This window comes from Plantactinospora mayteni (genome assembly GCF_016862935.1).
In the GTDB taxonomy this organism is placed as follows: Bacteria; Actinomycetota; Actinomycetes; order Mycobacteriales; family Micromonosporaceae; genus Plantactinospora; species Plantactinospora mayteni.
Genome location: NZ_BONX01000051.1, coordinates 34047 through 45850, shown reverse-complemented (window position 1 = coordinate 45850; position 11804 = coordinate 34047). Strand labels below are relative to the sequence as shown.

Sequence of the window (11804 nt, the reverse complement as noted above, 5' to 3'; positions counted from 1 at the left end):
TCGCGTACCTCCGCTGTGCGGTAACCGAACGTAGCAAGCTCGAACATGTGTCCTGGCGCTGATGGCAGCCCTCAAGGCGACCAACGTCGATCAGACAGCATTGTGGATTTCTGCTGAGCCGGGAGACAGCTCACTCCACGCTGGGCAGCGGCGGGCCGAGTACGTCGTCAGCGTCGACGATCGTGTACGCGTACCCCTGCTCGGCGAGGAAGCGCTGTCGGTGTGCCGCGTATTCCGTGTCGATGGTGTCCCGGGAGACCACCGTGTAGAAGTGCGCCTGCCGGCGGTCCGCCTTCGGCCGGAGTACCCGGCCGAGCCGCTGTGCCTCCTCCTGCCGGGAGCCGAAGGTGCCGGAGACCTGGATCGCCACCGCCGCCTCCGGCAGGTCGATGGAGAAGTTGCCGACCTTGGAGATGACCAGGGTGGAGACCTCGCCGGCCCGGAACGCGTCGAAGAGCCGCTCGCGTTCCTTGTTGGTGGTCGAGCCCTGCACGATCGGCGCGTCCAGCGCCTCGCCCAGCTCGTGGAGCTGGTCGATGTAGCCGCCGATCACCAGCACCTGGTCGGTGGAGTGCCGCTCGACCAGTGCCTTGACCACCGGGAGCTTGGTCCGGGCGGTTGCCGCCACCCGATAGCGCTCCTCCGGCTCGGCGACCGCGTACGCCATCCGCTCGGCGTCGGTCAGCGTGACGCGTACCTCGGTGCAGTCGGCCGGGGCGATCCAGCCCTGCGCCTCGATGTCCTTCCACGGCGCGTCGTACCGCTTCGGGCCGATCAGCGAGAAGACGTCGCCCTCCCGGCCGTCCTCCCGGACCAGGGTGGCGGTCAGGCCGAGCCTGCGGCGGGCCTGGAGGTCGGCGGTGAACCGGAAGATCGGCGCCGGCAGCAGGTGCACCTCGTCGTAGATCACCAGGCCCCAGTCCCGGGCCCCGAACAGGTCCAGGTGGGTGAAGGCGCCGCCGCGCCGCGCGGTCAGCACCTGGTACGTCGCGATGGTGACCGGACGGATCTCCTTGCGCTCGCCGGAGTATTCCCCGATCTCCTCCTCGGTCAGCGAGGTGCGGGCGATCAACTCCCGCTTCCACTGCCGACCGGCCACGGTGTTGGTGACCAGGATCAGCGTGGTCGCCTTCGCCTCGGCCATCGCTGCGGCCCCGACCAGGGTCTTGCCAGCCCCGCAGGGCAGCACCACCACGCCCGACCCGCCGGCCCAGAACGTCTGCACCGCCTCCCGCTGGTAGGACCGCAGCTCCCAGCCCGGCCGCCCGTCGGTGCCCTCGGTGGCCAGCTCGATCGGGTGCGCCTCGCCGTCCACGTAGCCGGCCAGGTCCTCGGCCGGCCAGCCCAGCTTGAGCAGCGCCTGCTTGAGCCGGCCCCGCTCGGACGGGTGCACGACCATGGTGTCGTCGTCGACCTTCGCGCCCAGCATGCCGGCCAGCTTCTTGCTCTTGGCGACCTCGATCAGCACCATCCGGTCCACCGCCCGGAGCAGCAGGCCGTGCGTCGGGTGCGCGACGATTTGCAGTCGGCCGTACCGGTCCATCGTCTCGGCGACGTCGACCAGCAGCGCGTGCGGCACCGGATAGCGGGAGAACCGCAGCAGCGCGTCGACCACGCCCTCGGCGTCGTGTCCGGCCGCCCGGGCGTTCCACAGGCCCAGCGGGGTCAGCCGGTAGGTGTGCACGTGCTCCGGCGAGCGCTCCAGCTCGGCGAAGGGCGCGATCGCCATCCGGCAGGCGAGCGCGTCCGGATGGTCGACCTCCAGCAGCAGGGTCTTGTCCGACTGCACGATCAGTGGTCCGCCGCTCACGCTCACGCCCTCCCGTTCCGGGTCGGGCGTCCCACGCACCGACCCTCCAGTCTTGCACGATGGATAACGAACCGGAAAAATTCTTCACCTGGGGCAACCGAAGCGGTACTCCCGTGCGTCTAGGTGTCGACGGCTTCTGGGGAGGGCAGATGGTACTGACGCGTCTTGGCACCGGTCTGATCACTCTAGTGGCGGTCACCCTGTTCGGCGCCGGTGCGTGCGCGTTTGATCCGCAGTCGGACCAGTCGGGAGCCGCCGGGGGGCTCACGCCGGTCGGGGCGGCGGAGGACGCAACGGGGGCGAGCGCGCCGCCCGCGCCGGACCAGGAAGAAACCACCCCGACTCCGCAGACCACCCCGAGCAAGTCCGCGCCGACGACGAAGACGCCCACGACGAAGACGCCGACGAAGAAGCCGACCCGCAGCAGTTCGCCGAAGCCGCCGGCCGGCTGCCCGCAGGGGGAGCGGCAGCGCGAGGTCGAGGGCTATCTGGCCCGGCTCGGCGGATTCGGCCCGGTCACCGTCGACGGCCGGCAGTCCGCCGCCGACTGCGCCGCGATCAAGAAGTTCCAGCGCCGCTACGACATCCGGCCGGCCGAGGGCCGGGCCGGCCCGACCACCGCCGACGTGGCCCGGCGGCTGGCCCGCACCGACACCGGCAAGTGCAAGACCGGCAGCGGTACGACCTTCTGCGTCGACCTGACCCTGCAAACGGTCTGGGCGATGCGTGGCAAGACGGTGGTGATGGCGCCCACCGTCACCCGCACCGGCATGTCGGGGTACGCCACGCCGGCCGGCACCTACAGCATCAACTTCCGGAACACCAAGGAGTGGTCCGACCCGTACGAGGTGTGGTTGCCGTACTGGCAGCGCTTCGTCGGCGGGATCGGCTTCCACGAGACGACCACCTATCTGCACAACAAGGGGATCGGCTCGCACGGCTGCGTCAACCTGCTGCCCAGCGACGCCCGCAAGATGTGGCAACTCGGCAAGGTGGGCACCCGGGTGCACGTGATGGGCCGCCGCCCCGGCACCTGACGCGACTTCGGTCGGTGAACCTGTCGTAACCGCCTGCCAGGTGCGAGTCTGGAACTCGGAGCAGGCGTCGTGGCGGGAGGGTTCGCAGATGACGGTCGACGGCGAGCTGAGGTCCGAAACAGACCCACCGACCGCCCCGCCACCCGTTCCGGCCCCCGTCTCCCGGGCCACCGTGCTGGCGTACGCCAGCGTGGCGGTGGTGCTGGCCAGTTGGGTGCTCTTCGGCTGGCTGGTGCAGCAGCAGGGCTTCGTCGACTCGCTCGGCGAGGGGCTCGGCGCCGCCTTCACGTTGCTGCTGATCGTCTCCGTGGTCGGCTCGGTCCGGCAGCACCGCCGCGACTGAACCTTTTTCAACCTCCCCTTGCGGTCCGATGGACCGCGAGGTTGAACGCGGGGCGCGAGCGCCGCGCGGTTCAGGTTGAAAAAGGTTCACTGAGGCGCCCCCGACCGCGACTGAGTCGGGCCGGACGGCTCACTCGTCCAGTACCGCCGCCGTGATCCGGTGCAGGGCGAAGGTGTGCAGCATCTCGGTGCGCTCGTCCTCGGCCCGGAGGTAACCGGCGCCGATCGAGACCGGCCGGACCAGCCGGGACGCGGTGGCGCCGTGCGCGTCGACGTACCCGACCCAGACCAGCGCCTTGTCCCGGACCGCCTGCTGGAGTACGGCCAGCGCCTGGGTGTGCGCGTGCGCGGTCGGCATCCCCGGCCCGGTCCCGCCCGGCCGCCCGGCGCCCCGGACCGTACTCGGGGCCCGGCGGGCCGCCCGGGCCGCGGCGTCACCCCGGCGGACCTGCTGCACGATGCCGAGCAGCCTCGGTGTGGTCAGCCTCGGCGTGGCCAGTGGATCGGCGACCCGGTTGGCGACCGAGCCCCGGGCCGGCGCCCGGCGTACCTTCGGCCGGGTCAGCACCGTCGTCCCGGTGGCGTCCTCGGAGACCGGCGCGTACCCGGCCTCGCGCAGCGCGGCGAGCAGCCGCCCCACCAGGTGCGGGGTGGTGAGTACGGTCGGCGCCAGCCGGCGCAGCGACATCGGGGCGAGCCGGCGGTCGGCGAGTACCTCGGTCAGCAGCGCCTCGTCGTCACTGCGCAGGTACGCCCCGGCGGAGCCGACCCGGAGCCCGCCGTGCTTGCGGGCCACGTCGTCGATCAGGTAGGTCAGCCCCTGCGGTACCGGCGTCCGGGACCGGCGCTTGAAGAGCGCGTGCAGGTCCTCGGCGGCATAGCCGGTGTCCAGCGCCCGGCGCACGCTCGCCCCGGTGACCCGGTAGACGCTGGCCCCGCCGGCCGACTCGTGCTCGGCCACCGTGGCCAGTTCGGCGGCGACGGTCGGCTCCGGCGGCCCCGGTACCACCACGGTCAGGTCGGCCTGCACCAGGAAGTGGTCGACCGGCGCAGGCAGCAGCGCGTCCAGGGCCCGGACGGCGGCGGAACCACCCCCGGCCGCACCGCCCGCGTCCGGCCGGACGCCGAGCGGGTCGTCGCCGGGCTCGCCGAGCCGGGTGTCCCCGGCGGTCCACTGCGCCAGCAACAGCCGGCCGTACGTGCTGAGCGCGCCGAGCCCGGTGACGCCGAGCAAAGCCGCCTCGGCGAGTACCTCCCGCTGCCCGGCCTCCCGGCCCAGGCTGCGCCGGGGCGAGCGCCAGGCGAGCAGGTCGACCACCTCGTCCACGCTCGGCGCGGCGCCCGGTTCGAGGTCACCGAGCACGTCGAGGACGGCCCGGCGTACCGCCGGCACCCCGGCCCGCTCCGCCTCGGCCGAGAGCGCGGTGATCGGCCGGTCCCGGTCGTCGCGCTGGCCGACCAGCCCCACCTGCCGGGTCATGCTGAGCCAGGCCCGGGCCAGGTGCTCCCAGCGGTGTGCCAGCGAGCCGTCCCGCCAGCCCTCGTAGCCGGCGGCCGGCAGCATCTGCTGGTCCGCCCCGTTCCGGGTGGTGGCGGCACCGGGCAGGTCCAGCTCGCCGAGCAGCCCGGCCGCGTACGCCACCTCCAGCAGCAGCGCGGCGGTCGACTCGTCCAGCCCGCCGGCCCGGGCCAGCCGGCGCAGGTCGCGTACCCCGAGTCCACCGGAGCGGAGTACCGGGGCGGGTTCGGCGGCGAGCTGTTCGAGCAGCGCCTCGGTGTGGCGTACCGCCTCCATCGCCTGACCGGCCCCGGCGGAGTCGGCGGCCTTCGGCTCCCGGGCCGCCCCGGCCACCGTCGGCGGGGTGGGACGGAGCGGGCCGAGCGGCCCGGACTCGCGGCGCAGCAGTAGGCCGATCTCCCGGGGCAGTTCGACGGCGGTCGGCTTGCCGGCCAGGCCGCTGGGCTCGGTGACCGGGACCAGCAGGCCGTTGTCGACCAGCCAGGAGACCGGGGCGGCGGCGCCCTCGCCGGGCGGGGTGGCGGCCGGCAGCGTACCGACCGGGGGTCCGGCGGCGAGCCGGTCCAGGATCGCCCGGGCCGGCGGCGGCGCGGCCAGCAGGGTCCGGCGCAGCCGGGCCGGGTCCGCGACCAGCGCCGCCGTCTCCGGGTCCAGCTCCGCCGCCGGCCGGCCCAGCCCCGCCGGGTACGGCGAGCAGACCTCGTCCGCGCCCGGCACGACCCGCAGCGACTCCTCCGGCCCGTACAGCAGGAAGAGCGCCCGGAGCCGGTCGACGGCGGAGCGGACCGCGGCCCGGTCGACCCGGCGGCCGGTCCCGGTGGCCAGGGTGAGGATGCTCTCGGTCGACGTCTCGCCATGATCTTGGTCACGGGTGAGCCGGGCCGCGTCCAGGATCCGCAGGGTGAACTCGTCGAGCCCGTCCAGGGCCCGGGCCACCGACACCCGGGACTGGGCGCGGACCGCCAGGGCGGACAGATCGGTCGGTACCGGCACGACGAGGTCCGGACGCAGCCGGAACAGGGCGGCCAGCGCCTCGTCGGGCAGCGCCCGCAGGTGGTCGGCGAGTGTGCTCATCGTCTTTCCACGCTATCCGGCCAGGCGCCGGTCGTGCGCGTCGGTCGCCGACCGGAACCGGGGGTGGTTTCCGGCGACATCCCGCGACCCGGGTCAGCAGCGTGAGTGCGATCATGGCGGAGTGACTGCCCCAGCGATCGGGTTCGACCTCGACATGACCCTGATCGACACCCGGCCGGGGATCGCCGCCGCCTACCGCGCCCTGACCGCCGCCACCGGGGTGTACGTCGACGCCGACGCCGTGGTGTCCCGGCTCGGCCCACCGCTCCGGACCGAACTGCGGAACTGGTTTCCGGCGGAGCGGCTGGAGGAGGCCGTCGAGGTCTACCGGTCGCTCTATCCCGAGTACGCGATCACGATGTCCCGGCCGCTGCCCGGCGCGATCGAGGCGCTGGCCGAGGTACGGGCGGTGGGCCTGCGCGTGGTGGTGGTCACCGGCAAGTACGGCCCGCTGGCCCGGCTGCACCTGGAACACCTCGGCATGCGGGTCGACGAGCTGGTCGGCGAACTCTTCGCGGCGGAGAAGGCGACCGCGCTGACCACGCACGGCGCGGAACTCTACGTCGGTGACCACGTCGCCGACATGCTCGCCGCGCGGACCGCCGGCATCCCCGGCCTCGGTGTCACCACCGGCTCGCACGACGGCGACGAGCTGCTTGCGGCCGGCGCCGATCTGGTGCTCGGCGACCTGACCGGATTCCCACAGGCGCTTCGGCGGCTGATGCGGCTAGCCTTGTGAGGACAGCAATCTCATCAGGGGAGTCGAGGTCTTCAGGTGCCGACGGGTCGAGTGAAGTGGTATGACGCGGCCAAGGGATACGGGTTCGTCACCAGTGACGAGGGTGGCGACGTGTTCCTGCCGAAGGGCGCGCTGCCGGCTGGTGTCACCGACCTGAAGGGCGGCCAGCGGGTCGAGTTCGGCGTCGTGGACAGTCGCCGGGGCGCACAGGCGCTCGGGGTGAAGCTGCTGGACGCGCCACCGTCCATGGCGGAGCTTCGTCGCCGGCCGGCCGAGGAGCTGCACGGCCTGGTCGAAGACATGATCAAGGTACTGGAGGCGAAGGTCCAGCCGGACCTGCGCCGGGGCCGGTTCCCCGACCGGAAGACCGCGCAGACGGTGGCTCAGCTCGTCCACGCGGTCGCCCGCGAACTGGAGATCTGAGGGGTCAGCCCGGCAGCCGCCGCCCGGCCGAGCAGGGCGTCGATCGCGGCCTGGCCCTCGGCGCCCAGCTCGGCGGTGAACTCGTTGACGTAGAGCGCGATGTGCCGGTCGACCACGTCGCGCTCCATCTCCTGGGCGTGCGCGAGCACGTATTCCTCGGTGCCGGCCGGGTCGGCCCAGGCCCGGCGTACCGAGTCGCGGATCCAGCCGGTCGCCTCGGCCGGGTCGACGACACCCTTGCGGGCCAGGATCGCGCCGAGCGGGATCGGCAGCCCGGTGTCGGCCTCCCACCACTCGCCGAGGTCGACCAGGGCGGTCAACCCGTGCCGGCGGTACGTGAAGCGGGCCTCGTGGATGACCAGCCCGGCGTCGTACCGGCCGGCCGCCACGCCCGGCATGATCTCGTGGAACGGGACCACCTCGATCCGCGCCGGAGGCCGCTCCGCCGACCAGAGCCGGAACAGCAGGTACGCCGTGGTCCGGTCACCGGGCACCGCCACGGTCGCCCCGGTCAGGTCGGCACGGTCCGTCCCGCCGCCCTTGCCCCCGCCGCCCTTGCCCCCGCCGCCTGGGCTGCCCCCGCCGCCTGGGCTGCCCGCGCCGACTGAGCTGTCTGCGCCGCCTGGGCTGTCGCCTGAGCCGTTGTCAGCGCCGCTGCCTGGGCCGTTGTCCGCGCTGTCGGCTGGGCCGTCGTCCGTGCCGCCGCCCGGACCGTCGCCCCGGGTCAGCACCAGCGGCCCGCAGCCCCGGCCCAACGCCCCGCCGCAGGGCAGCAGATGGTAGTCGTCGAGCAGCCAGGGCAGCGCCGCGTAACTCACCTTGACCAGGTCGTACGCCCCGCGTTCGGCGGCGGTGTTGGTGACGTCCACGTCGGCGTAGGTCACCTCGACCGGCGGGGCACCGGGGATCAGTCCGTGCACCAGGGCGTGGAACACGAAGGTGTCGTTGGGGCAGGGCGAGATCGCCAGCGAGAGCGCCACGGGTCCACGCTAACTCGACCGCTCCCGCCGCCGCCCGGCCGTCCGCGCCCGGTTGGGTAGGTCACGTTGGCCGCCGTCCCCGGGCACCCTCGCCCGGAGACTGTCGAGCTGAGTGCAGGGGCGGGTCCGTGTTCCAGGGGAGGTCTGGCCCACTCGGTCGAGACCCGGAACCGACCCTCGGCTTACAGCTTCTGGCCGACCGTGGCGAAGGCGGCGGTCAGGGCCGCGAAGGCGTCGCCGATCCGCCAGGCGGAGCGGTCCCGGGGGCCGATCGGGTTGGAGATCGTACGCAGCTCGGCGAAGGGGAGCCCGGCGGCGACGGCGGCGGTCGCCACCCCGTACCCCTCCATCGCCTCGGCCACCGCATCCGGGTACCGGGCCAGCAGGGCGGCGGTGGTGGTGGCGGTGCCGGTCACGGTGGCCAGGGTGAGGATCGCGCCGGTGACCGCCTGCGGCAGCCCGGCCCGGAGTACGTCCAGCAGGGCCGGGGCGGCGGGCAGGACGGTGGTGCCGAAACCCAGCTCGTCGAGCGGGAGGAAACCGTCCGGCGACTCGGCGCCGAGGTCGGCCGCGACGCTGCGGGTGGCGACCACGATCCCGCCGACCGGGGCGCGGCCGGGAAAGCCGCCGCCGATGCCGGTGCTGAGCACTCCCCGGTACGGCCGTCCGGCCGCCTCGGCCAGCGCGATCAGCCGGGCGGTGCCGGCGGCGGCCGCGGCCGGACCGACCCCGACCGGCGCGACGGTGACCGCGTCGGTGACCAGGCCGGCGCGTACCGCCTCGGCCTCGGCCGCGACGGCCGTGACCACGAGTATTCCGTCGCCCACTACTTCCCCCGGGTTTCCCGGCGCGAGCCCTCCTCGCCCGGCCCGGCGCCGGGTACCGCGGACGACGGCCGGTAGATGTGGTAGCCGGGGGGCGCGAGCTGCGGATCCTCGTCGTCCTCCGCCGGTACGCCGCCGGTCGGCTCGTCGTCGGGGCGGAGGTTGAGGGTGGGCGCCGGATCGTCGGCCGGCCGCCGGTCGCTGGGCTGCTCCGCGCCGGCCGGCTGATTGCCGGGCGACCGATCGCTGGGCCGCCGATCGCTGGGCCGCCGGTCGGCGGGTGGCTCCGGGGCGGACCGGTCCGCGTCGGGACGGCTGGCGTCCGGGGAATCGCCGTCGGCCATCGCCCGCCCGGAGAGCCGCTCGCCGCGCAGTCGGGTGGCGACGACGAACGCCCAGACGGTACCGACGGCGGCGAGGCCGGTGAGCAGGCCGATCCCGATCCGGCCGTTCAGCGGTACCAGACCGAGCCCGCCGCCGGCCACGAAGGCCAGCATCAACACCGTCTCGGAGTGCGCGAACCCGGTCGCCCGGAGCCGCTCCGGGACCCGTTCCTGGATCGAGGCGTCGACGGCCAGCTTCGCGATGCCGCTGATCACGGCGGTGACCAGGCAGAGCAGGGCGACCAGCAGCAGCGAGAACCGGAGCGTGGCGAGTATCCCGACCCCGGTCACCACCACCAGGCCGGCGGCCTGGAGTACGACCGGACGCTGGATGCGCAGCCGGGTGCCGAGAGCGGTGGCCAGGAACGTCCCGATGCCGAGACCGGCGCCGACCACCCCGAGCGCGACCTCCGCGCCGTGCTGGCGGCCGAAGAGTTCGGTGTCGAGGTCGCCGGCCTTGATCGCGAAGGCGAGGAAGAGCAGCAGGAAGCCGTAGACGCCGCGCAGGACGGCGCTGCCGACCAGGGCACTGATCACCAGCCGGCCGCCCGGGCCGCTGCGGCTGAGCGCCCGTTCCCGCCCGTTTCGGCCGGGGCGGAGCGCCTGGAAGGCCCTCGGCACCGTCTCGGGCGCGTCGGAGTCGGCCCGGGGTGGCAGGCGCAACGCGATCACCATGCCGACCAGGAAGATCACCGAGGCGACCCGGAGCGGCCACTGTGGACCGAACCAGAACGCGGCCAACCCGATCGGCAGGACCAGGCCGCCGGCGATCGAGCCGTACACGCTGGCCCGGGCACCGGCCTGGGAGAGCCCGATCCCCTCCGGCAGCAGCCGGGGTACCGCCGCCGACCGGGCCACCCCGTACGCCCGGGACAGCGCCAGTACGCCGAAGGCGGCCGGGTAGAGGCCGAAGCCGTGGATGTAGTCCGAGATCAGCCAGGCCAGGAAGGCCCGCCCGAGCATGGTGGCGGCCAGGGCGTAGCGGCGGCCGTGCCGGAAGTGGTCGAGCAGCGGCCCCACCACCGGGGCGAGCAGCGCGAACGGCACCATAGTGATCAACAGGTAGAGCGCGACCTTGCTCCGCGCCTCGCCCAGCGGGGCGTTGAAGAAGATCGTCCCGGCCAGGCCGATCGTGATCAGCGTGTCGCCGGCACACGAGGCGGCGTGCAGGTCGAAGAGCCGGACCATCCCGGTCTCGCCGCCGGCGCCCTTGGCGCGTACCCGGGCGACCCGTCGGGTCGTCCAGCGGGCGCTGCCGAGCGAACCCCGGAAGAGCAGCCTGACGGCCCGGATCGCCGTACCGACGACACGCCCGGGGACCGATCGCCCAGAGCGGGTGAACAGCGGCATGAGCATCATCCTCGCCCATCCGGTCGACGACCGTCGGATCTGTGCCGAGATATCTCTGTGGTGACGGTGCCGGGGAGTGCCGCCGACCCGCCGTCAAGGATAGGCAAGAATGGGTGAGTGACCAGGAGCACCACGGCCAGAGCCGCCCGCCTCGACCAGGTCTGCGCCAGCGCCGTCGACGTGGCGCGGGACGGCATCACGGAGGTCGACCCGGCCGACGTCGGCGACCACCAGGGAGCGATCGCCGAGGGCGACCGACTCGTGACGCATCTCTTCGAGTGCCGGATGGCCGGCTACCAGGGCTGGCGGTGGGCGGTGACGGTAACCCGGATACCGCGCTCCCGGCACGTCACGGTCTGCGAGACGTTCCTGCTGCCCGGCCCCGACGCGCTGCTCGCGCCGAGCTGGCTGCCCTGGCAGGAGCGGCTCCAGCCGGGTGACCTCGGGGTCGGCGACCTGCTGCCCACCCCGCCGGACGACGAGCGGCTGGCCCCCGGCTACCTGCTCTCGGACGATCCGGCGGTGGAGGAGACGGCCTGGGAGCTGGGCCTCGGGCGGCCCCGGGTGATGTCCCGGGAGGGCCGGACCGAGACCGCCCAGCGGTGGTACGACGGCGATCACGGGCCGAGCGCGCCGATCGCGGTCGCCGCGCCGCGGGCCGCCCGCTGCGGCACCTGTGGCTTCTATCTTCCGCTGGCCGGCGCGCTGCGCCAGTCCTTCGGGGTCTGCGGAAACTTCTTCGCCCCGGACGACGGCCGGGCGGTCAGCGCCGACCACGGCTGCGGGGCGCACTCGGAGACGCTGGTCGAGTCGGCCGAGACGCCGGTCGACGAGCTGCCGACCATCTACGACGACAGCGAGGTCGAGGCGGTCGCGGTCAGCCGGGCACCCGGCTCGGTCGAGGCCGCCGAGCCTCCGGAGCCGTACGGGCACGGCTGACCCGGAAGCCGCCTCAGCGAGGGGTGCCGGCGCGGCGGCGACGGCGGTTGGCGTCGTGCCGGAGCATCACGGCCAGCCCCGGAAAGCCGACGAGGAAGCCGGCAAGACAGATCCAGAGCCAGTGGTCGCGGCCGGTGTCGGCGAGCCAGTCCCGGAAGAAGACCAGCAGCACCAGCCCGACGACCGCCCAGGCAACGATCCCGGCGACGGCGAACGGGACCATCGGCGGGTCGAGCGGCTCGATCCGCGGCTCCTCCTCGGGCACCGTCCCAGCGTACGGCGGTGCTGGTGGGGGTTGGTAACCGGGAAGGACCTTTGCGGGAAACCGTTGATCTGGGACGATGCCCCGATCAACGGTGCCCCGAGCACACTCGTATCCCCCTG

At 73.7% G+C, this 11804-nt stretch carries 11 protein-coding genes; 5 read left to right on the top strand and 6 right to left on the bottom strand.

Annotated elements, in window-relative coordinates:
• Window positions 1-130 precede the first annotated feature (130 nt).
• Window positions 131-1810 (bottom strand): DNA repair helicase XPB, encoded by a 1680-nt coding sequence (locus Pma05_RS33725; protein ID WP_203861563.1) that lies wholly within the window; start codon window positions 1808-1810, stop codon window positions 131-133.
• A 149-nt stretch (window positions 1811-1959) separates the two neighbouring features.
• On the opposite strand from Pma05_RS33725, the gene Pma05_RS33720 reads away from it, so the two are divergent.
• Entirely contained in the window at window positions 1960-2847 is an 888-nt protein-coding gene (locus tag Pma05_RS33720) for a L,D-transpeptidase family protein (RefSeq protein ID WP_203861562.1), read from the top strand.
• Window positions 2848-2887: 40 nt separating this feature from the next.
• Window positions 2888-3190 carry a hypothetical protein gene (locus tag Pma05_RS33715; RefSeq protein ID WP_372441604.1) on the top strand — a complete coding sequence of 101 codons (303 nt, stop codon included), beginning with the start codon at window positions 2888-2890 and terminating at the stop codon, window positions 3188-3190.
• A gap of 129 nt (window positions 3191-3319) precedes the next feature.
• Here Pma05_RS33715 and Pma05_RS33710 read toward each other — a convergent pair whose 3' ends face one another.
• Entirely contained in the window at window positions 3320-5782 is a 2463-nt protein-coding gene (locus tag Pma05_RS33710) for a helicase-associated domain-containing protein (protein ID WP_203861561.1), read from the bottom strand.
• Window positions 5783-5936: 154 nt separating this feature from the next.
• Here Pma05_RS33710 and Pma05_RS33705 point away from each other — a divergent pair, with 154 nt between their 5' ends.
• Both Pma05_RS33705 and Pma05_RS33700 read left to right on the top strand, forming a co-directional pair.
• Window positions 5937-6521, top strand: coding sequence for an HAD family hydrolase (locus Pma05_RS33705; RefSeq protein ID WP_203861570.1), 585 nt, complete (start codon window positions 5937-5939; stop codon window positions 6519-6521).
• Window positions 6522-6557: 36 nt separating this feature from the next.
• A complete protein-coding gene (locus tag Pma05_RS33700) occupies window positions 6558-6944 on the top strand; it encodes a cold-shock protein (RefSeq protein WP_101368382.1) in 387 nt (128 codons plus the stop codon).
• On the opposite strand, the gene Pma05_RS44125 is transcribed toward Pma05_RS33700, so the two are convergent.
• From Pma05_RS44125 to Pma05_RS33680, 3 genes are all read right to left on the bottom strand, one after another.
• Window positions 6905-7924, bottom strand: coding sequence for a 1,4-dihydroxy-6-naphtoate synthase (locus Pma05_RS44125; protein WP_239313656.1), 1020 nt, complete (start codon window positions 7922-7924; stop codon window positions 6905-6907). The two genes, Pma05_RS33700 and Pma05_RS44125, sit on opposite strands and share 40 nt — an antisense overlap.
• A 182-nt stretch (window positions 7925-8106) precedes the next feature.
• Complete coding sequence (locus tag Pma05_RS33685; protein WP_372441606.1) at window positions 8107-8739, bottom strand: futalosine hydrolase; 633 nt, start codon at window positions 8737-8739, stop codon at window positions 8107-8109.
• A gap of 11 nt (window positions 8740-8750) precedes the next feature.
• Complete coding sequence (locus Pma05_RS33680; protein WP_203861559.1) at window positions 8751-10481, bottom strand: MFS transporter; 1731 nt, start codon at window positions 10479-10481, stop codon at window positions 8751-8753.
• Between the two features lie 117 nt (window positions 10482-10598).
• On the opposite strand from Pma05_RS33680, the gene Pma05_RS33675 reads away from it, so the two are divergent.
• Window positions 10599-11420: a DUF3027 domain-containing protein gene (locus tag Pma05_RS33675; RefSeq protein ID WP_203861558.1), complete on the top strand. Its 822-nt coding sequence runs from the start codon at window positions 10599-10601 to the stop codon at window positions 11418-11420.
• Window positions 11421-11433: 13 nt separating this feature from the next.
• On the opposite strand, the gene Pma05_RS33670 is transcribed toward Pma05_RS33675, so the two are convergent.
• Window positions 11434-11643: a DUF2530 domain-containing protein gene (locus tag Pma05_RS33670; protein ID WP_203861569.1), complete on the bottom strand. Its 210-nt coding sequence runs from the start codon at window positions 11641-11643 to the stop codon at window positions 11434-11436.
• Between the last annotated feature and the right edge of the window lie 161 nt (window positions 11644-11804).